General features: G+C 69.0%; 17 protein-coding genes. 11 read left to right on the top strand and 6 right to left on the bottom strand.

What is annotated here, in order from left to right; genetic code table 11:
* The 5 genes from BM198_RS19250 to BM198_RS19230 all read left to right on the top strand — a co-directional run bounded on the left by BM198_RS19250 (position 1) and on the right by BM198_RS19230 (position 6,154).
* Positions 1 to 1,710 (top strand): acyl-CoA dehydrogenase, encoded by a 1,710-nt coding sequence (locus tag BM198_RS19250; RefSeq protein WP_074971763.1) that lies wholly within the window; start codon positions 1 to 3, stop codon positions 1,708 to 1,710.
* A 381-nt stretch (positions 1,711 to 2,091) separates the two neighbouring features.
* A complete protein-coding gene (locus BM198_RS19245; protein WP_208610375.1) occupies positions 2,092 to 3,879 on the top strand; it encodes a sulfatase family protein in 1,788 nt (595 codons plus the stop codon).
* 17 nt (positions 3,880 to 3,896) lie between these two features.
* Entirely contained in the window at positions 3,897 to 4,679 is a 783-nt protein-coding gene (locus BM198_RS19240) for a porin family protein (protein WP_074971762.1), read from the top strand.
* Positions 4,680 to 4,704: 25 nt separating this feature from the next.
* Positions 4,705 to 5,358, top strand: coding sequence for a TetR/AcrR family transcriptional regulator (locus tag BM198_RS19235; RefSeq protein ID WP_074971761.1), 654 nt, complete (start codon positions 4,705 to 4,707; stop codon positions 5,356 to 5,358).
* Positions 5,359 to 5,473: 115 nt separating this feature from the next.
* Positions 5,474 to 6,154: a DUF3313 domain-containing protein gene (locus BM198_RS19230; RefSeq protein WP_074971760.1), complete on the top strand. Its 681-nt coding sequence runs from the start codon at positions 5,474 to 5,476 to the stop codon at positions 6,152 to 6,154.
* A gap of 50 nt (positions 6,155 to 6,204) precedes the next feature.
* On the opposite strand, the gene BM198_RS19225 is transcribed toward BM198_RS19230, so the two are convergent.
* The gene (locus BM198_RS19225) at positions 6,205 to 7,080 is read right to left on the bottom strand and encodes a LysR substrate-binding domain-containing protein (protein WP_074971759.1); all 876 of its coding nucleotides are present in this window, start codon (positions 7,078 to 7,080) and stop codon (positions 6,205 to 6,207) included.
* 134 nt (positions 7,081 to 7,214) lie between these two features.
* Between BM198_RS19225 and BM198_RS19220 the strand changes: the two genes are divergently transcribed.
* Genes BM198_RS19220 through BM198_RS19205 form a run of 4 tightly spaced genes read left to right on the top strand, consistent with a single transcriptional unit; the run spans position 7,215 to position 11,304 of the window.
* The gene (locus tag BM198_RS19220; RefSeq protein ID WP_074971758.1) at positions 7,215 to 8,264 is read left to right on the top strand and encodes an agmatine deiminase family protein; all 1,050 of its coding nucleotides are present in this window, start codon (positions 7,215 to 7,217) and stop codon (positions 8,262 to 8,264) included.
* 4 nt (positions 8,265 to 8,268) lie between these two features.
* Positions 8,269 to 9,183 carry an N-carbamoylputrescine amidase gene (aguB, locus tag BM198_RS19215; protein ID WP_074971757.1) on the top strand — a complete coding sequence of 305 codons (915 nt, stop codon included), beginning with the start codon at positions 8,269 to 8,271 and terminating at the stop codon, positions 9,181 to 9,183.
* Complete coding sequence (locus tag BM198_RS19210; protein ID WP_074971756.1) at positions 9,180 to 10,271, top strand: extracellular solute-binding protein; 1,092 nt, start codon at positions 9,180 to 9,182, stop codon at positions 10,269 to 10,271. Before aguB ends, BM198_RS19210 begins: the two co-directional genes overlap by 4 nt.
* Positions 10,272 to 10,296: 25 nt before the next feature.
* On the top strand, positions 10,297 to 11,304 hold the full coding sequence (locus BM198_RS19205) for an agmatine deiminase family protein (RefSeq protein ID WP_074971755.1): 1,008 nt from the start codon (positions 10,297 to 10,299) through the stop codon (positions 11,302 to 11,304).
* Positions 11,305 to 11,505: 201 nt separating this feature from the next.
* Here the strand turns inward: BM198_RS19205 and BM198_RS19200 are convergent, their stop codons facing one another.
* The 4 genes from BM198_RS19200 to BM198_RS19185 all read right to left on the bottom strand — a co-directional run bounded on the left by BM198_RS19200 (position 11,506) and on the right by BM198_RS19185 (position 16,155).
* Entirely contained in the window at positions 11,506 to 12,966 is a 1,461-nt protein-coding gene (locus BM198_RS19200) for a PepSY-associated TM helix domain-containing protein (RefSeq protein ID WP_074971754.1), read from the bottom strand.
* Positions 12,967 to 12,976: 10 nt separating this feature from the next.
* Positions 12,977 to 15,148, bottom strand: coding sequence for a TonB-dependent receptor (locus BM198_RS19195; protein WP_074971753.1), 2,172 nt, complete (start codon positions 15,146 to 15,148; stop codon positions 12,977 to 12,979).
* Positions 15,149 to 15,207: 59 nt separating this feature from the next.
* Positions 15,208 to 15,597, bottom strand: a complete 390-nt coding sequence (locus tag BM198_RS19190; RefSeq protein ID WP_074971752.1) for a DUF2946 domain-containing protein — start codon at positions 15,595 to 15,597, stop codon at positions 15,208 to 15,210.
* A gap of 141 nt (positions 15,598 to 15,738) precedes the next feature.
* Complete coding sequence (locus BM198_RS19185) at positions 15,739 to 16,155, bottom strand: hypothetical protein (RefSeq protein ID WP_074971751.1); 417 nt, start codon at positions 16,153 to 16,155, stop codon at positions 15,739 to 15,741.
* A 193-nt stretch (positions 16,156 to 16,348) separates the two neighbouring features.
* Between BM198_RS19185 and BM198_RS19180 the strand changes: the two genes are divergently transcribed.
* Complete coding sequence (locus tag BM198_RS19180) at positions 16,349 to 17,989, top strand: ATP-binding response regulator (RefSeq protein WP_074971750.1); 1,641 nt, start codon at positions 16,349 to 16,351, stop codon at positions 17,987 to 17,989.
* A gap of 6 nt (positions 17,990 to 17,995) precedes the next feature.
* On the opposite strand, the gene BM198_RS19175 is transcribed toward BM198_RS19180, so the two are convergent.
* Positions 17,996 to 18,634 (bottom strand): LuxR C-terminal-related transcriptional regulator, encoded by a 639-nt coding sequence (locus tag BM198_RS19175; protein ID WP_074971749.1) that lies wholly within the window; start codon positions 18,632 to 18,634, stop codon positions 17,996 to 17,998.
* Between the two features lie 261 nt (positions 18,635 to 18,895).
* Between BM198_RS19175 and BM198_RS19170 the strand changes: the two genes are divergently transcribed.
* Positions 18,896 to 19,408 carry a YcxB family protein gene (locus BM198_RS19170; RefSeq protein WP_074971748.1) on the top strand — a complete coding sequence of 171 codons (513 nt, stop codon included), beginning with the start codon at positions 18,896 to 18,898 and terminating at the stop codon, positions 19,406 to 19,408.
* Positions 19,409 to 19,442 lie beyond the last annotated feature (34 nt).

Genomic DNA, 19,442 nt, shown 5'->3' with positions numbered 1-19,442 from the left:
ATGACGCACTACCGTGCCCCGCTGGATGACATGCAATTCGTCATCGAACACTGGCTGGACGCCGAACAGGACTGGGCACGGCTGCCGGCCTTCGCCGAGCTGGACCATGCCCTGGCCGCCCAGGTGCTGGAGCAGGCCGCGCGCTTCGCCGAGGACCGCCTGGCACCGCTGAACACCCCCGGCGATCGTCAGGGATGCCGGCTGGAGAACGGCCGGGTGCTCACCCCGGACGGCTTCGCCGACGCCTACCGCGCCTTCGTCGAGGGCGGCTGGCCATCGCTCGCCTGCGACCCGGAATGGGGCGGGCAGGGCCTGCCGCAGCTGCTCAATGTCGGCCTGCTGGAGATGCTCTACGCCACCAACCATGCCTGGGCGATGTACCCGGGCATCGCCCACGGCGCCTACGAAGTGCTGCGGCGCTTCGCCAGCGCGGAACTCCAGGCTGCCTGGCTGCCGGCCCTGGTGAGCGGCCGTTGCGTGCCCACCATGTGCCTCACCGAGCCCCAGGCCGGCAGCGACGTGGGGCTGCTGCATTGCCGTGCCGAACCGGCGGAGGCGGGCAGCTACCGCCTGCATGGCAGCAAGCTGTTCATTTCCGGGGGCGATCACGACCTGGGCGACGCCATCCTCCACCTGGTGCTGGCGCGCCTGCCCGATGCGCCCGCCGGCACCCGTGGCATCTCGCTGTTCCTGGTGCCCCGGGAGCTGGACGGGCAGGCCAATGGCGTGTGCTGCGATGGCCTCGAACACAAGCTCGGCATCCGTGGCAGCGCCACCTGCAGCCTGCGTTTCGACGGTGCCAAGGGGTGGTTGCTGGGCGAGCCGAACCAGGGGCTGGCGGCGATGTTCGTGATGATGAATGGCGCGCGGCTGCACGTGGGCTTGCAGGGGCTCGGGCATGCCGAGTTCGCCCGCCAGCAGGCCGGCGCCTATGCCGCCGAACGCCGGCAGATGCGCGCGGTGCCGCGCCCGCCCGGAGCCAGCGGCGAGGCCGATCCCATTGCCGCACACCCGGCCATGCAGCGCATCCTCCGGACCCTGGAGGCGCACAGCCAGGGCATGCGCATGCTGGGCTACTGGGCGGCACACCTGCTGGACATCGCCGAGCAGGCGCCGGAGGCCTCCCGCCGAGCGGAGGCCCACGCCCTGGCATCCCTGCTGACGCCGGTGGTCAAGGCCTGGTTCACCGAGCAGGGCTTCCAGCTCGCCAGCCAGGCGCTGCAGGTGTTCGGCGGCTACGGCTACTGCACCGAATACCCCATCGAGCAGACCCTGCGGGACAGTCGCATCGCGCTGATCTACGAGGGCACCAACGAGATCCAGGCCAACGACCTGCTGCTGCGCAAGCTGCTGCCGGACGATGCGCCAGGCCTGGCCGCGCTGGTGACCTGTATCGACGCAGAGTGCCAGCGGGCCGAAGGCACCGCCCTGCACGATGAAGGGATGGCGGTGGCACAGCTGATGGCCGACTGGCAGGCCGCGCTGGCCACGTTGCGCGAGGTCCAGGCGAGCGAGCCGCAACGCCCCTACGAGGCCGCCACCGACCTGCTGCAGGTGACCGCCTTGCTGCTGCTGGGCCATGCCTGGCTGCGTGCCGCACGGGTCAGCCGCGAGCGCAGCCTCGGGACAGCGCGGGAAGCCACCGCGCGCTTCTTCTTCCGCCGCCTGTTCCCCGAGGCGCACTACCGGTTGCGCCTGGCCCTCGCTTGACCGCGCGCCCTGGCCTTCGGGCTGGGGCTTCGCTTCAGGCGGGCGATCATCGGCAACGTGTGCATGCCCCGGCGAGCAATGGCTCGCCTGCTGCGCGTTGAGAAAGTTCCTACCGTTCATCTCCTATTTTCTACCGATTGTCGGGTCTTTCGCCATCAAGGTGCTACCAGTTGGCAGAGGGCTTCCTACACTTTTTTTCAATCAGAACGCGGACTTGGCACCTGCTTTCCGATGCCTTGGAAAAGCGTCAAACAACCGTATGACGAGGGCCAGGAGGGATTGCTCGATTCTTGAAGTGAACTAAAACTCCAAAATGACAATTCGTACAGTTCGGCGCGTAAATCGACGTCGGACATTAACCGGTTGGCTAGGAGAAGAATCGTGGCGATCGACAAGCAAGACGAGGAGCAGGAGGAGGGTGGTGTTTCCCGGCGGCTGTTCCTGGGCATGGCGGGGGTGACCCTGGCAGCCTCGGTGCTGCCCAACGCGGCACAGGCCGCCAGCACCCCAGCGCCTGGCGCGAAGGCGGCAGCGCTGGGCAAGCGTGCCGGTAGCCCGAACGTGCTGTTCATCTTCACCGACCAGGAGCGCTTCTCCCGCACGCTGCATGAAGACCTGGCCCTCAGCGGCCATCAGCGCCTGATGGACAGCGGCACCACCTTCCACAACCACTACAGCTCGGCGGTGATGTGCACCAGCTCGCGCGCGGTGCTGATGACCGGCCTGCAGACCGCCGACAACGGCATGTTCGAGAACGTCGACATGCCCTACGTGAAGTCGCTCTCCACCGACATCCCGACCATCGGCCACATGCTGCGCAAGCACGGCTACTACACGGCCTACAAAGGCAAGTGGCACCTCAATTCCGCCTTCGACCCGGAGACCCCGGAGCGCCTGTTCACCCCCGAGATGGATGCCTACGGCTTCTCCGACTACGCCTGGCCCGGCGACGTGCTCACTCACACCCTGGGCGGCTACCAGAACGACCACATGATCGCCGGCAGCGCCATCTCCTGGCTGCGTGGCACCGGCAAGGCGCTGGCCGACGAGGGCAAGCCCTGGTCGCTGTTCGTCAGCCTGGTGAACCCCCACGACATCATGTACTTCAACACCGACCACGGCGCCGAGCAGGTGCAGGACAACGGCAAGCTGTTGATGCCGGCGGCCCGCGCCCCGAAGCACCCGGCATACGAGAAGCGCTGGTCCCTGCCGCTGGCCGCCACCCGCTACCAGAGCCTGACCGAGGCCGGCCGGCCCAAGGCCCATGGCGAGTTCGACCGCGCCTGGGGCTACACCCTGGGCCACATCCCCAACGAGGACGCCCGCTGGCGGCGCTTCAACGACTTCTACTACAACTCCCTGGTGTCGGTGGACAGCCAGCTCAACCGCCTGCTCGACGAGCTGGACCAGTTGGGCCTGGACCAGAACACCCTCGTCATCTTCACCTCCGACCACGGCGAAATGGGCGGCGCCCACGGCCTGCGTGGAAAGGGCCCGTTCGCCTACGAGGAGTCCGTCCACGTCCCGATGATCGTCCGCCACCCGGATGTGCGGGGCGGGCAGCGCTGCCTGTCGCTGACCAGCCACCTCGACCTGGTGCCTTCGGTGCTCTCACTGTGTGGGGTCGAGGCGGGCAAGGTGGCCGACGTCGCCGGTCGCGACCTGCCGGGGCGCGACATTTCCCGCGCGCTGAACAACGTCCAGGCGAGCGGGCTGCACACCGTGCGCGAACAGATCCTCTTCACCTACAGCGGCATCGCCACCAACGACAGCGAGCTGATCCGCATCGTCTCCGAGGGGCGCACACGGGGCGTGCCGCCCAACGTGGCGATGCAGGAGGCCGGCTACCGCCCCGACATGAAGAAGCGCGGCAGCCTGCGCACGGTGTTCGACGGGCGCCACAAGTTCACCCGCTACTTCGCGCCGGTGGAGCGCAACACGCCCACCACCCTGGAGGCCTTGCGGCGCTGGAACGAGCTGGAGCTGTTCGACCTCGCGGCCGACCCGCTGGAGAAGACCAACCTCGCCGCCTCGGCGGACAGCGCACTGCTGATGTCGCTCAACGCCAAGCTCAACACCGTGATGGCGGCCGAATTCGGCGCCGACGACGGCCGCGAGATGCCCGATTTCAAGGGCATCGACTGGGCCATCTCCAGCATCGACCTCTGACCGCCAGGAGCCTGCAGATGGACGCACGCCATGTTTTCGCCCTCGCCACCCTGCTGCTGGGTGGCGCGATCACCAGCGTTCCCACCCAGGCGGCCGACCGCGCCGATCCCGATGCCTGGGCGGTGAAGATCAACCCCTATCTCTGGGCCACCCGCATGCACGGCAGCACCCGGATCCGCGACCTGCCCGAGGCCCAGGTGGACATGAGCTTCTACGACATCCTCAACACCCTGGATGCCGGCTTCATGGGGGCCATGGAGTTCCAGAAGGGGCGCTGGGGCATCCTCGTCGACAGCCTGTACATGAAGACCTCCGACTCGGTAGGCGTCGCCTCACCCGGCGGGCGCGCCAGGGTGGATGCCGACATGACCACCAGCCAGCTGATGCTCTCTAGTGCGCTGGCCTACAGATGGCTAGACTCGCCAGTCGTTTCGGACGGCTTCGTCGGCATTCGCTACAACCGCATCAAGGCGTCCCTCGACCTGGATGCCTCGGTCTTCGGTGCCACGGCCGAGCTGGACCACACCCAGAGCGTCGACTGGGTCGAGCCCTTCATCGGTCTGCGCGGGCGCGTTCCGCTCACCCGCGAGGTGGCGGTGGTGGCCAGTGGCGATGTCGGCGGGTTCGGGCTCGGGTCGGACCTCACCACCCAGGCATCGCTGGGGCTGTCCTGGATGCTGAGCGACCAGTTCGAGGCGGAAATGGGGTTCCGCTACATGAAGGTCGACTACGACAAGGGCGATTTCGTCTACGACATGGAGAACGAGGGCCCCTACCTCGGGATGTCCTATCACTTCTAGGAGGCTTTGATGCATCAGGTGGCACGTGCCTGATCACCGCACCAAGGTGGGCGCCGAGCGCCGCCAGCGTACCCGTCGCAAGTTGGTCATCACGGCGTTCCGCCTGCTGGCGGAGCGGGGCATCGACGAGCCGATCATCGACCTGGTGATCCGCCAGGCGGAGCTGTCGAGAGGCACTTTCTACAACCACTTCCGCTCGGAGCGGGAGCTGTTCCTGGCGGTGGCGGCAGAGGTGAGCGTGGAGATCATCGGCTCGGTCGACCCGATCGTGCTCCGCCACGACAACCCGGCTGTGCGCGTGGCCTGTGGCGTGACCTTGTGCGTGAAGCTGGCGCGGCGCTACCCGGTCATTGCCGCGTTCCTCGCCAAGGGTGGTGCCCAGGCGGTGTTCGCCGGTGGCAGTGCCATGGCGGTGATCGGGCGCGAAGTGCTCAGCGGTCGCGAGCAGGGGTTGTTCACGGTGCAGGAGACGTCGCTGGCGATCGACCTGGTGCTCGGTCCGGTGCTCTGCACCTTTGGCACGTTGCTGCAGCGGGAGATCGACGAGGCCTACATCCGGGCGCTGGCCAGAAGCATTCTCCTGGCGCTGGGGTTGGAGCCGCAGCTGGCCGAACAGGCCAGTGGGATCGACTTCGGTGAGCCCGAGCCCGCAGCGGATTCGATTTTCCGGGAGCTGTAGCCGGTTCCCGGCTGTTCTTGACGCAGGTTTCAACGATTTGGGGCCCGGCCATGGCAAGGGTGCCGGCATCCGTACGCCCCGAGAACGATGATTTCACCCCTGGAGGAACACCCGCATGAACCCGATCCGCACGCTGCTCCCCGTTGTCCTCGCCGTGGGTGTCGCCCTCGGTGGCTGCACCAGCAAGACCGTGAGCCAGGACCAGTATTCCGGCTTCCTCTCCAGCTACGAAGGCCTTGAACCGACCCGCTCCGCCTCCGGTGTGCCGGTGATGCGCTGGGTGGACCCCGGCTTCGACCTGTCCCGCTACGACAGCCTGGTGCTGCAACCGCTGGGCTTCTACCCGCAACCCAAGCCCGATGCCCGCATCGACCAGGCCACCCTGGATGCCGTGCTGGCCCGTGCCAACCAGCAGATGGCCGCCGTCCTGGGGCAGCGCCTGCGCCTGGTCCGCCCCGAGCAGGCTGGCCCGCGCACTCTGGTGTTCCGTGGCGCCATCACCGGCGTCGCCGCCGCGAACCAGGGCCTGCGACCCTACGAGGTGCTGCCGATCGCCCTGGTGCTGGGCGGCGCCATGGCCGCCACCGGCGAGCGCGACCAGAACACCGAGCTTTACCTGGAAGGTGAGCTGGTGGAGAACACCACCGGCAAGTCGGTGCTGCGGGTGGTGCGCAAGGGCTTCGGCAAGACCCTGAGCAACGACCGGCAGAAGGTCACCGCCGCCGATCTGGCCCCGGTGGTCGACCAGCTCACCCGCGACGCCCTGCAGTTCCAGACGGCCAAGGCCGCGCCGTAAGGCTGTATGCCTGCCGGTTTCCCAGCGGGGCCGGCAGGCTGCTCGATACCTCAATCCGCGACGCCGGCCGCTGCCTCCAGGCGCGCCAGCAGCCAGTCGCAGAAGCTGCGGGTGAGGGCATCGCCCTCGCTGTCGCGGTGCACCAGCCAGCTCCAGTTCGGGCCGCGGACCTCACGCGCCGACAGCGCCACCAGCAGGCCCTGTTCGCGCACCCGGGCCGACAGCAGCCGGCTCACCAGGGCAATGCCCAGGCCCTGGCTGGCCGCGTCCAGCAGCAGGCCAGGGTCGGAGAAGTTCAGGCCCTGGCTCTGTTGCCCCACATCCTCACCGCCTTGTACCTGCCAGTGACTCCAATCCATTTCCCGTTCGCCGTGCAGGGTGGTGCGTGCTGCACTGGGCGTGGCCAGCAGCTCCGGGTGGCAGGCCGGCTGCAAGCGGTCTTCCAGCAGTACGCGGAAGCTGCACTCGGCCTGGGCGCTGAGGTCGTCGCGCACGGCGATGTCGATGGTCTGGGTGGCCATGTTCGGGGTTTCGTCGGTGGTCAGCAGCCAGAGGTCCACCTCGGGGTGGTGCCGGTGGAAGTCCGCCAGGTTCGGTACCAGCCAATGGCGGGCGAAGGCCGGCGTGGTGTTCACCACCAGCTGGTTGGGCTTGCGGTACTGGTCCAGTCGGCGGATGCCCACGGCCAGTTGCTGAAGCATCGACTGGGTGGTGCTGAGCAGGTCCAGGCCGGCGTCGGTGAGGGCCACGCTGCGCCCGTTGCGGAAGAACAGCGGCTGCTCCAGGTAGCTTTCCAGGCTGCGGATCTGCTGGCTGATGGCCGACTGGGTCAGGTGCAACTCATCCGCCGCCTTGTGGAAGCTGCCCAGCCGTGCGGCGGCTTCGAAACCCCGCAGGGCGTTCAGGGGAGGCCAGTGCTTGAGCATGATTGATAAGCCTGTCTAATCAGAAATACGGAAAAAGCATCGTTTGTTGGCCCGAATCATCGGGCCTAGCATGCAGCCCATCACCGCGGCCACGGTTTTCAGTGATAACAAATCTTTAACTGAAGGCACTTTGTATGCAAATCGACGATGCACGTGACGGCTGGTTCATGCCGGCGGAATGGGCGCCCCACGCCGCCACCTGGATGGCGTTTCCCCACAACCAGGCGCTCTGGGAGCACGGCTGGGGCGTGACCCTGGCGGACGTCCAGGGCGACTTCGCCCGGGTGGCCAACGCCATTGCCCGCTTCGAACCGGTGAAGCTGGTGGTGGACCCGTCCGCCGTGGAGCGGGCGCGGGCCTTGTGCGGGCCGAATGTGGAGCTGGTGGTGATGGCCATCGACGACAGCTGGTGCCGCGATTCCGGCCCGAGCTTCGTGCTGCACCCGCGCCTGGGCGCCGCCGGCGTCAGCTGGCGCTTCAATGCCTGGGGCGGCAAGTCGGCCCACGGCCTGGACGCCACCCTGGGGGCGCGCATCCTGGCGGACCTGGGCCTGTACTGCCTCCATGCGCCGCTGGTGAACGAAGGCGGTGCGATCCATGTGGACGGGCAGGGCACGCTGATCACCACCGAGTCGGTGCTGCTCAACGCCAACCGCAACCCCGGCGTGAGCAAGGCCGAGATGGAGGCGCTGTTCGCCCGCCTGCTGGGGGTGCGCAAGACCATCTGGCTGCCGGGCGACCCGGACCACGTCACCGGCGACATGACCGACGGCCACGTGGACGGCGTCTGTGCCTTCGCCAGGCCCGGCGCGCTGCTGGTGGACGCCACCCGCGACAGCGGCTCGGTGTACGCCGACGTGGTGCGGGAGAACCGCCGTGCACTGGAGCTGGCCACCGATGCCCGGGGCCGTCGTTTCGAGATGCTGGAGCTTTTCGAGGCCACCGACGCGGTGGACACCGAGGCCGAGGTGTTCTGCGCCTCCTACACCAACTTCTACATCGCCAACGGCGCCATCATCATGCCGGCCTACGGCATTGCTGCGGACGACGAAGCGGCTGCCACGCTGCGCCTGGCGTTCCCCGGCCGCGAAGTGGTGCCGGTGCGCATCAACCACCTGGCCCATGGCGGCGGCGGGGTGCACTGCATCACCCAGCAGCAGCCGGCCTGGCCGCTGGAGGGTTGAGCCGATGAGCCTTCTCACCGTCGCCACCACCCAGTTCGCCTGCAGCTGGGACCTGGCGCGCAACCTGGACCGGGCCGAAGCGCTGGTGCGCGAAGCGGCCGCCCAGGGTGCCCGGCTGATCCTGCTGCAGGAGCTGTTCGCCACCCCGTACTTCTGCATCGAGCAGGACCACCGCCACCTGGCCCTGGCCCAGGAATACGGACGCAGCCCGATCCTCGCGCGCTTCGCCGATCTTGCCCGGGAGCTGGGCGTGGTGCTGCCGCTGAGCTGGTTCGAGCGGGCCGGCAACGCCTACTTCAACGCCCTCAGCGTGGCCGATGCCGACGGCCGCCTGCTGGGCGTCTACCGCAAGACCCATATCCCCAACGCCATCGGCTACCAGGAGAAGGAGTACTTCAGCCCCGGCGACACCGGCTTCCGCGTCTGGGATACCGCCCATGGGCGCATCGGCACCGGCATCTGCTGGGACCAGTGGTTCCCCGAGACCGCGCGCTGCCTGGCGCTGATGGGCGCCGAGGTGCTGCTGTTCCCCACGGCCATCGGCTCCGAGCCGGAGGCGGCCGGGCTGGACTCCCGCGACCACTGGCAGCTGACCCAGCGTGGCCACGCGGCCGCCAACATCCTCCCGGTGATCGCCGCCAACCGCGTCGGCGAGGAAGTGGCCGGCAGCGACGCCGACCTGCGCATGCGGTTCTACGGCTCGTCCTTCATCACCGACCACAAGGGCCGCCTGCTGGCCGAGGCGGACCGTGAATCCGAAGGCGTGTGGGTGCAGGCGCTGGACCTCCCGGCCATGGCCGAGGAGCGCCTCACCTGGGGCGTCTACCGCGACCGCCGGCCGGAGATGTACCGTCCGCTGCTGGGCCTGGACGGGCGTCACACCCACTGCCACTGGCACCCCACGGAGGCCGGCCGATGAACATGGGCAGATCCCTGCTGGTCCTGGCCATCGGGCTCGGCCTGGGCAGCGCGCACGCCGAGGAGAAGCTGCTGCGCCTCTACAACTGGGCGGACTACTTCGCCCCCGACACCCTGGAGGCCTTCACCCGCGAGACCGGCATCCGCGTCATCTACGACGTGATGGACAGCAGCGAGACGCTGGAAGCCAAGATGATGTCCGGCCACAGCGGCTACGACCTGATCTTCCCCGGCGACACCGTGGCCGAGCGGCTGATGCGTGCCGGTGCGCTGCAGCCGCTGGACCCGGCCAGGCTGGAGCACCTGGACGAGATCGAGCCCGGCCTGAAGACGTTGCAGACCCGCTACCCATACTCGCGCCACGCCACCGTGCCCTACACCTGGGGCACCATCGGCCTCACCTACAACCAGGCGCAGATCGACGCGCGCCTGCCCGGTGCACCGGTCAACAGCCTGGACATGCTGTTCAAGCCCGAGCTGGCCGCGCGCTTCGCCGATTGCGGCATCTCCCTCATCGACTCCCCCGACGAGGTGCTGGCGGTGGTGCTCAACTACCTGGGGCATGACCCGCGCAGCGCCCGGCCGGAGGACCTGGCCGAGGCCGTGGCGCTGCTCAAGGGCATCAAGCCCTACATCCGCAAGTTCCAGTCGCAGCCGGTCACCCAGCTGGTCAACGGTGACATCTGCCTGTCCCTCGGCTACAGCGGCGACATGACCCAGGCCCAGCGCAGCGCCGACGAAGCCGGCAAGGCCGTGCGCTTCCAGTACCGGGTGCCCCGCGAAGGCACCACGGTGTGGATGGACACCATGGCCATTCCCGCCGACGCCGTGCACCCGGAGTACGCCTACGCGCTGATCAACTTCCTCATGCGTCCCGAGCGCATGGCGGCCATCAGCAACGCCACCGGCTACCCGACCTCCAGCGCGGCGGCGCGGCCCCTGGTGGCCGAGGACATGCGCAACAACCCGGACATCTACGTCGACGCGGCCACCTACGAGCGGCTGATTCCCGGCAAGGACATCCCCCAGCGGGACATGCGCGCGCGGATGCGTGCCTGGACCACCTTCAAGACCGCCCGGTCCCAGTGACCGCCTGTTGAACGGAGCACGTGCAATGACGACACGACGCGATTTCATGAAACACATGATGGTGGCCAGCGGGCTCGGTGCCGCGGCCACCCTGGGCCTGGGGTTCGGTGCGGCGCGGGTGCCGGCGGCGCTGGCCGCCAGCTGGTACATGCCCGGCGAGCACCACCGCCAGGAGCGGGTGATCATCGCCTACGCCGCATCCTCCGCCATCTGGGAGGACTGGGCCGGCGCGGTGAACGCCACCCTGGGCAAGCTGGCCCGCACCATTGCCAAGTACCAGCCGGTCACCGTGTTGCACCGCCCCGGCGGCCTGGGGCTGGTGGACTTCAACTTCAACGGCTGGGGGCGCAAGCAGGCGGCCGGCAACGACACCCGCGTCGCCGACCTCCTCAGCGAGGAGATGGAAGCCAACTACCTGCGCAGCGCGCTGGTGGGCGAGGGCGGCGGTATCGAAGTGGACGGCGCCGGCACGGCGATCCTCACCGAGAGCTGCTGGATCAACGGCAACCGCAACCCGGGGCTGGGCAAGGCACAGATCGAGGCGGAGCTGAAGGCCAACCTCGGGCTGCGCAAGATCATCTGGCTGCCCGGCATCAAGGACAAGGACATCACCGACGCCCACGTGGACTTCTACGCGCGCTTCGTGGAGCCGGGCGTGGTCATCGCCAACCTGGACAACGACCCCAAGTCCTACGACTACGCGGTGACCCGCCGCCACCTGGAGATCCTCAAGGCGGCCACCGACGCCGATGGCCGTCGCCTGGTGGTGCACACGCTGCCGCCGCCGCTGAAGGTGCGCAGCAATGTGTACACCCAGGGCAACCCGGACTTCGCCCCCGGCTACATCAACTTCCTGCTGCTCAACGGCGCGGTGATCGCCCCGCAGTTCGGCGATGCGGCGGCGGACGCCTACTGCAAGTCGCTGCTGACCCGGCTCTACCCGGGGCGGGTGGTGGAGCAGTTGAACATCGACCCGATCGCTGCCGGGGGCGGCGGCATCCACTGCGTGACCAAGCACCTGCCGCAGGTCTGAGGGCAGGTGCAACCCGGCGTGATGGCCGGGTGCTACCCACAGAAACGGTGGATGACTCTGTGGATAAGCGGTTGACCGACGACCTCGGCGCCCGGCGGGCGGGGCCTGTGCCGGGCTGGTGGTTTTCTGAACGGTGGATGTGCACAACGTTGCGGGGCGGGGAGCCCGTGCGCGCCGGGTTGCACCGGCGCGCACGGTGTTTCAGCGCCTGCGCCGCCGTGGGCGCAGGCGGCGCCAGCCGATCACCACGCCGCTGAGGCAGATCGCCAGGCCGCCGAGGCTGACGCCGATCACCAGCGCCTCGCGCAGCAGGGGCCGCTCCAGCAGCGGGGGCCAATCCCAGCTGTGCAGCAGGTTGAACAGCCAGCGGCCGGCCCGGCGGTTGCCGTCCAGCACGTCCAGCACCGCGCCGGTGTGCGGGTCCAGGTGGACCCAGCTGTGGCCGTCGTCCTCGAACCGGAGCCGCAGCATCGGCAGGCGGCGGGGCTGGCCGCCGTACATGCTGGCGTCGCCCCGGGCGTAGTAGTACGCGTCGTAGTGCTGCAGCCATTCGGCGTGGGCCACCGGGATCGGCGCAGCCGCTTCCAGGGTCGCCTGGGGCAGCCGCTCCAGCGCTGGGCCGGTGCCATCCAGCGGCAGCACGCGGCTGTTGCCCTGGGCATCCAGCGCGCTGAGGTAGGCATGCCCGCCGAGCATCCGCCATTCCAGCTCCACCGGCGCGAGGCCCGATTGCTCCAGGCGTTGCACGGCGTCCGCCAGGTCGCCTTGCAGTGCCGCCGCGCTGAGTGGGGCGCCCTGGAAGGCTGCCGGCGTCAAGGTCGAGCGGCCTTCGGTAAGGTGCCAGGGGCGCATGGACATCAGCCCGCTGAAGATCCACAGCACCAGCAGGGTGCCGAACAGCAGCCCGCTGATGTGGTGCCAGCGGCCGAACCCCGAGGGGTAGGGCGAGCGCGAGCCGCTGCGGTAGGGCTTGGAGAAGCGCCAGCGCAGCAGCCCGACCACCATGCCCAGCAGGGCCATCAGCGTGGCGGCGAGGGCGAGGTAGATGACGATGTTCGACCAGGCGCCATCCAGCCATCCACCGCGCAGCGGATACAGCCAGTGCAGCCAGGCCCCGAGCAGGTTCCAGGCGCGCTCGTGGGCGCTGGCGTCGCGCACCACTTCACCGGTGCGCGAGGACAGGTAAAGCTGGGTGCCGGCGGCATCGCGCAGCTGCACGCGGTGCAGGGGCCGGTCCGCGTCGAGGGCGCGGCTGTGGCTCCAGAGGTCTTCCTCGACCAGGCCGAGGTGGTCCGCCTCGGCGCCGCCGAAATGCCGGGCGATGCCCAGCGCTTCGGCGGAACCGACCCCGTCCAGCACCTGGCCGCTGCGGGCGTCCACCGCGCGGTTGCCGCTGGCGTAGCCGAGCAGGTAGCGCGGCTGGCCCGCCACCTGGGCCAGGCGCAGGCTGCGCGGCGGCTCGCCGCCGGCCGCCTGCAGGGCCTGGGCCGGCGACACGCAGCCGGTACAGGCCAGCGGCGCCTGGTGCTGCAGGCGCTCGGCTTGGGTCAGCTTGGGGTAGCCGACGTAGAGCATGACGATGCCGGAGACGAACCACAGCGCCATGAACAGGCACAGCGCGATGCCCAGCCAGCGGTGCCAGAGGTAGAGGTGGCGTTTCATCACGGCCGCCTCAGAAACGCAGGTCCAGCGCTACTTCGAGGCTGCGCGGCTCACCCAGGTAGTACTGCGCGTTGCTCTGGTGGATGAAGCGTGCGTAGACCTCGTCGGTCAGGTTGCGCAGCCGCGCGCTGACCTTGGTGTTGGCGTCCAGCTGGTGCTCCACGAAGGCGCCGTAGAGCGTGTAGGAGGGCACCCACTGGGTGTTGGCGTTGTTGGCGTACACCGCCGACACGTAGCGCGCGTCCACGCCGGTGCGCCAGCCCTGCACCGGCTCCCAGGTGAGCCAGAGGTTGGCCAGGCGGTCGGGGATGTTCACCGGGGTCTTGCCCTTGCGCGAGACGTTGACGCCGCCGACGGTCTCGTTGAAGTCGTCGAAGCGGGCGTCCACCCAGGCGACGTTGCCTTCCAGGGTCCACTGCGGGGTGAAGCGGTAGGAGGCCGCCAGTTCCACGCCGTCGGAGGTCTGCTGGCCGGCCTGGACGGTGCCGTTGGGGTTGTTGACGTCGCTGATGGGGAAGTCCTTGCGGACGATCCGGTAGGCGGCGACGGTGGCGCTGCCACGGCCTTCGTCGAAGTCCAGCTTGCTGCCCACTTCCAGCTGCTTGCCGGTGCTCAGGTCGTAGTCGCGCACCTGGGTGAAGGAGGCGCCGGTGAGGGTGCCGCCCGGCGGCTCGGCCGAGGTGCTGTATTGCACATAGAGGTTGGCGTCGGAGGTGAACTGCCAGACCAGCCCGGCACGCCCGGTGATGGCGTCCCAGCGGCGCTCGAAGGAGGACGGCGCGTTGGCGCTGACGGCACCGTGGTTGGTGGCGTCCAGCTCGATGTGGTCGTAGCGCAGGGCGGTGATCAGCGAGAGGCTGTCGGTCAGCTGCTGGCGGTTTTCGGCGAAGCCGGAAGTGGTGCGTACCTCGTTGCTGCGGGCCTTGACCAGCCCGCTGGCCATGCCGGGGATGTCGTCGAAGCTGCCGGGGTCGGGGTTGCCCGGGGTGACGATGTCGACGGTGCCGCTGCTGGAACGCGGGTAGACGCTCTGCTGGTTGACGCTGTAGTCGAGGCCGAAGGCCCAGTCGCTGACGCGATCGAACAGCTCGCCCTTGTGCAGCAGCTCCAGGCGGTTGCCGTTGAGCTCCTGGTCGTGACGCTGCAGGTAGGCGCTGCTGCGGGCGATGTTGCCGGCGGCGTTGTACTTGTAGACCTCGAGGTTGCGGTAATCGCGCTGGCCTTCGTAGTGGTAGAAGGTGTTGCGCAGGCTGGTGGCGTCATCCACCTGGTAGTCGGTGATGGAGCGCAGCCAGCGGGTACGTTGCTCGTAGCGGCCGTCGTCGACGTTGTAGTTGCTGAAGCGGTCGTGGCGGTCGATCTTCAGCTCGCCGGTGCGGTTGGCGTTGAGCGTCGGTGCGCCCCAGTAGGGGCTGTCTTCCTTCTCTTCCAGGTACTCCACCGCCAGGGTGTGGGAGAGGCGGTCGGTGAGGTCGCTGAGCAGGGAGAAGGCGACGTTGCTGGCGCCGCGCTCCTGGCGGTCGATGTAGCCGTTGCTGTCGTTGCGGCTGAAGTCCAGGCGCGCGTAATGACGCGGGCCGGGGCCGTCGTTGAGGGCACGGTTGATGCCGATGGAGGTTTCCCGGTCATCGAAGCGGGCGTAGCGGATGCGCGCTTCGCCGCTGTCCTCGCGGCTGGCCAGGCGGGTGATGTAGTTGAGGCTGCCGCCCACCGAGCCGCTGCCGTGGAGGAAGGAGGAAGGGCCGCCGACCAGCTCGACGCGGTCGTAGATCCAGGCGTCCACCGGGCGGTTGGCGGCGCTGTACTGCAGGCTGATGCCGTTGAACAGCTGGTTGACCTGGGCGCCGTTGAAGCCGCGGTAGGCGACGTAGCCACCCCAGCCGGGTGGGGCGGAGGCGTTGACGCCGGGCAGGGCGTTGGCCACGTCGAGGAAGTTGCGCGCGCCGATGCGGTCGATCTTCTCGCGGTCGGCCACGGCCACCGAGGCGGGGTTCTCCCGCAGGCTCAGGCCCAGGCGCGAGGTGCCGGGGGACTGGCTGTCCAGGTCCAGGCCGGGTTGCTTCTCACGGTCGGCGTTGACGGTGCTGGTGGGCAGTTCGAGGGCGTCGTGCTTGTTTTCAGTGGCGTAGGCGAGGTTGCAGGCGCAGATCGCCAGCGCCAGGCAGGTGTACTTCGGAGTCATGGAGGCTCTTTCCTTGCAAGCGTGCAGCAGCGAGCCGGCGCGTCAGGCGCCGGGGCGGTTCAGGCGGGCAGGAAAGGGGCGGGGGAGGCGCGGGGGTTGAGCGAGGGCCAGCGTTCGCGGGGCGGCGGCTGGGGGTGCTGGTTGGCGTCGAGGGGCACCACGCGCGGGGCGATGCCCAGGTCGAGCTGCCAGGCGTCGCTGTTCAGCGCAACGGCGGCAGCGTAGGAGGAGCACAGCGGGCAGGTGAACTGCATCTGTGCGTGGTCGCTGCCGTTGTCGCCGAGGCTGTCGGACGCATCGTGGCCGAGGCTGCAGTAGCCGCCATCGAGACCGCTGAGCTCCAGGCCGGTCATCTGGCCGTGGTGCAACCCGCAGGCGAACAGGCTGAAAAGGACGCTCGCGTAGAGCAGCCAGGCGGTCAGTGTCCGGGTCGAGGGGGCGGGTTTCATGGGCGGCGACTTTATCAGTCGGCGGTACTGGCGCGATACGGACGTGTCCGAAATTTCCTTGCCAAATGAAGGAGTTGGGCCTCTGGCGCGGCCTTGGAAACGGGGCTGCGACCATTGGGCGCAGCCCCGTGGCACGCGCGGCTACTGCCCGCCGCTGCTGCCGCCACTGGCGCCGCCGCTGGAGCCCCCGGTGGCACCGCCGCTCGCGCCCCCTGTGGAGGAGCCGCCCGTGGAGCCACCGGAGCCGGTGCCCGTCCCGGAGCCCATGCCCGAGCCGCCGTTACCCATGCCGTCGCTGCCCATGCCGCCCGACCCGCTGCCGCCCGGGGTGGTTGGGCTGCCCGAGGTGCCGGTGCCGTTCGACGAGCCATTGCTGCCAGGGCCGGTGTTGTTGCCCGGCAACGCGCCCGGCGAACTGGGCGAGGCGGGGGAATCGGGGCTGGTGACGCCGGGTTGGGTGGGGCCGGTGCTGCCGTCGTTGGCAGCGAGCGCCGGCAAGGCACTGGCACCGAGCATGGCGCCGAGCAGCAGGGTGTAGAGGGGGCGTTTCATATTCATGGTCGTCTCCTGGGTTGCGTTGACTGACACAGGGTTCGGCCTGTGCCGGCCCCGCAAGGTTCGGGTCAGGGGGACCAGTGGTCGCCCAGCGCGGCGCAGGCGAAACGCAGCCTTGAACGAGGCCCCGCGTGGCGCATAAGGTGTCCGTCTCGATGGAACCGGCTCCCGACGGAGCCCCGCACAGGGATAGCCCATGAGCACTGCACCGGACCGCGTCCCGGACACCGAACGCTCCCAGGCAGTCGTCCGCCTGGTGATGGCGGTGGCCGCCAGCCTCTACATCAGCTTCATGTTGTTCACCGGCCTGGCGACGCCGGCGCAGACGGTGCCCATCCTCATCTACTTCGGCTGCTTCTTCTTCGCCAGCCTGGTGCTGCTGGCGTGCATCGTGCGCTGGCCCGGGCATTACCCGGCGCGGCGGCTGTTCAGCATGCTGCATGACTATTCGGCGCTGACCTTCGGCCTGGTGGTGGGCGGTCCGCCCCTGCTGCCGGTGTATGGCGTGCTGCTGTGGGTCACGGTGGGCAACGGCCTGCGCTATGGCTCGCGCTACCTGACCATCGCCACCGGCCTGGCGCTGTGCTGCCTGGCCATCGTCACCCTGACGTCATCGTACTGGCGGGAGCAGCCCTACCTGGTGCTCACCCTGGTGGTGACCACCCTGATCGTGCCGGCCTACGTCAACGTGCTGCTGGCCCAGGCCAAGCGCGCCAGCGAGGCGGAGCGTGCCGCCAACCTGGCCAAGTCGCGCTTCCTCGCCCAGGCCAGCCATGACCTGCGCCAGCCGATCCACTCCATCAGCCTGTTCACCGCCTGCCTGCGCGATGCCGAGCTGGGCCAGGACGAGCGCCGCCTGGTGGACAGCATCGACAAGTCGCTGCACAGCGTGGCCCAGCTGTTCCGTTCGATCCTCGACATGTACAGCCTGGACGGCGGCAAGGTGGCGCCGCGCCTGCAGCCGGTGTCGGTGTCCGAGCTGCTGGGCGAGCTGGTGGAGCAGAACGCCCAGGCGGCGCGCTGGGCCGGGGTGGACATCCGCTTGCGGGTGCCGGGCGACGTGCATGTCTCCTGCGACCCGAACCTGCTGGCGACCATGGTGCAGAACCTCATCTCCAACGCCCTCAAGTACGCGCCGGGCAAGCCCATGCTGGTGGCCTGCCGGCGGCGCAACGGCGGCTGGTCCATCGAGGTGCACGACCGGGGCAAGGGCATCGCCCCGCAGCATCTGGAGAACGTCTTCGACGAGTTCTACCGGGTGCGCCAGGCCCGTGACCACGACATCGAGGGCGTCGGCCTGGGGCTTGCCATCGTGCGTCGGCTCAGTGGCCTGATGGGCCTGGAGATCCGCATCGCCTCACGGCTCGGGCGCGGCACCAGCGTGGCCATCGAGGGCTTGCAGGCGGTCCAGGCGCCGCAGCGCCAGCCGTCGACCGTGAGCAGCCTGCCGCTGCGCCTGCTGGACGGGCTGCGGGTGCTGCTGCTGGAGGACGACCGCAACGTCCTGCATGCCACCGCCAGCCTGCTGGAGCGCTGGGGCTGCCGGGTGGAGGCCAGCGCGGCCCTGCCGAAGGCACCGGAGGCGTGCGACCTGGTGATCACCGACTTCGACCTGGGCACCGAGGCCTCCGGTGCGGACTGCATCGCCCGCCTGCGGGACCAGGCCGGCTGGCCGGTGCCGGCGGTGGTGATCACCGGGCACGACGTGCGCCGCGTGCAGGATGCGCTGGACGACCCCGACGTGCCGGTGCTGTCCAAGCCGGTGCACCCGGCGGAGCTGCGTTCGGTGCTGATGGCACTGAAGGTGGGGCTGGCGCGGGAGCACGCCGAGGCCTGAGCGGCCTCAGAGCCCCGTCTTGGCGGCCCAGGCCGCAGCAGCGGCGCGGCTGCTGACCCCCAGCACGCGCAACAGCGAGGAGACGTGGATGCGCACGGTGAAGGGCGAGATGTCCAGCTCCCGGGCGATCTCCTTGTTGGACAGGCCATTGGCGATCAGCCGCAGCACGTCCTGCTGGCGCGGGGTGAGCTGGGTGTAGAGCGGGTCGACGTCGAGCCCGCCGTCGAGGCCGGCCTGGCTGTGGTCGTAGCGCACCACGAACTCGCCGGCGAGGATCGCCGCCAGGGCCGCGCCCATCTCGTCCGGCGCCACGGCCTTGCCGATGAAGCCATCGGCCCCGGCGGCCATGACCTCGTCGACGGTCTTCTGGTTGTCCACCATCGACACCACCGCCAGGGAACTGCGCTTGAAGGCCTGGCGCAGCTCGCCGATGGCCGCCATGGACTGGCCGGGGAACAGCAGGTCGAGGATGAACAGGGCAGGGGGCGGGCCTTGGTGTGCCAGGGCCAGCACCTCGTCCATGGTGCCGGCTTCTTCGATCACGGCGTGGGGCAGGACGCGCTGCACGATGCGGCGCAGGCCCTCGCGGAATACGGGGTGGTCATCGGCGACGATGACCCGTTGCTGGGGTGTTTCTGCGGGCATCCGTACGTTCTTGTTCTGGCGGAATGAGGCGTCCAGATGTCATGGGACAGGGCTCCGGGCGCGGCTCAGGGTAGAGCCAAACGCACCTTGGCGCCAACCGCCTGACGCGCCGACCTGATCATCGGCGATGCTGGCGCCTGGCCCTCACGGGAGGGTCGAACGCCCAGGTGGCGGGGCCTGCGGAGGTTTTGTGCGGGCCGTCATCGCCGCGTGATCACGCGGCCGTTATGCTGCGCGACCGATCACCGCAGGACGCCCCGGATGAGCGAGCCGACCCTCACCCCCTATCGCATCAGCGAACAGGACTACCTGCGCAGCAGCCGCCTCGGCGGACGCCTGCGTACCCGCCACCGCAACCTGTTGCTGGCGGGGCTGTTCGTGCTGGTCGCCATGGCCTTGTACTCGCTGAAGATCGGGGACAAGGCGACGGCCTATCCCCTGGTGGGCGGTATCGGTGGCGGGGTGCTGGCCGCCCTGGTGATACGCCTGGTGGTGCGACCGGTCCTGGTTTGCCGGCAGTACCGCCGCTATGCGCTGATGCAGCAGGAGCAGAAGGTCGGCTTCGCGCCCGAGGGCCTGCACTTCCAGTCGGCCGTTGGCCAGGCGGTCGTCAATTGGGGCAACTTCCATGGCTGGCGGGAGAACGACGAGTTCCTGGTGCTGTTCATCGCACCCCGGGTCTTCTACGTGTTGCCCAAGCGGATCGCCGAGGCCGGCTTTCCCCTGGAGGCGCTGCGCACCACCCTGGCGCGGGAAGTCGGCCCGTCCTACTGAGATGTGTTCGGAATGGGGCCTGTGCACGGCCTCG

Source organism: Metapseudomonas otitidis (genome assembly GCF_900111835.1).
In the GTDB taxonomy this organism is placed as follows: domain Bacteria; phylum Pseudomonadota; class Gammaproteobacteria; order Pseudomonadales; family Pseudomonadaceae; genus Metapseudomonas; species Metapseudomonas otitidis.
Note: the sequence above shows the minus strand (reverse complement) of the source record. Positions and strands in the feature narration are given on the sequence as shown.

Bases quoted from the DNA above. Each gene is read 5' to 3' on its own strand.
- BM198_RS19250 (WP_074971763.1), top strand. From the start codon at position 1: ATGACGCACTACCGTGCCCCGCTGGATGACATGCAATTCGTCATCGAA.
- BM198_RS19240 (WP_074971762.1), top strand. From the start codon at position 3,897: ATGGACGCACGCCATGTTTTCGCCCTCGCCACCCTGCTGCTGGGTGGC.
- BM198_RS19230 (WP_074971760.1), top strand. From the start codon at position 5,474: ATGAACCCGATCCGCACGCTGCTCCCCGTTGTCCTCGCCGTGGGTGTC.
- BM198_RS19225 (WP_074971759.1), bottom strand. From the start codon at position 7,080: ATGCTCAAGCACTGGCCTCCCCTGAACGCCCTGCGGGGTTTCGAAGCC.
- BM198_RS19220 (WP_074971758.1), top strand. From the start codon at position 7,215: ATGCAAATCGACGATGCACGTGACGGCTGGTTCATGCCGGCGGAATGG.
- aguB (WP_074971757.1), top strand. From the start codon at position 8,269: ATGAGCCTTCTCACCGTCGCCACCACCCAGTTCGCCTGCAGCTGGGAC.
- BM198_RS19210 (WP_074971756.1), top strand. From the start codon at position 9,180: ATGAACATGGGCAGATCCCTGCTGGTCCTGGCCATCGGGCTCGGCCTG.
- BM198_RS19205 (WP_074971755.1), top strand. From the start codon at position 10,297: ATGACGACACGACGCGATTTCATGAAACACATGATGGTGGCCAGCGGG.
- BM198_RS19200 (WP_074971754.1), bottom strand. From the start codon at position 12,966: ATGAAACGCCACCTCTACCTCTGGCACCGCTGGCTGGGCATCGCGCTG.
- BM198_RS19195 (WP_074971753.1), bottom strand. From the start codon at position 15,148: ATGACTCCGAAGTACACCTGCCTGGCGCTGGCGATCTGCGCCTGCAAC.
- BM198_RS19190 (WP_074971752.1), bottom strand. From the start codon at position 15,597: ATGAAACCCGCCCCCTCGACCCGGACACTGACCGCCTGGCTGCTCTAC.
- BM198_RS19185 (WP_074971751.1), bottom strand. From the start codon at position 16,155: ATGAATATGAAACGCCCCCTCTACACCCTGCTGCTCGGCGCCATGCTC.
- BM198_RS19180 (WP_074971750.1), top strand. From the start codon at position 16,349: ATGAGCACTGCACCGGACCGCGTCCCGGACACCGAACGCTCCCAGGCA.
- BM198_RS19175 (WP_074971749.1), bottom strand. From the start codon at position 18,634: ATGCCCGCAGAAACACCCCAGCAACGGGTCATCGTCGCCGATGACCAC.
- BM198_RS19170 (WP_074971748.1), top strand. From the start codon at position 18,896: ATGAGCGAGCCGACCCTCACCCCCTATCGCATCAGCGAACAGGACTAC.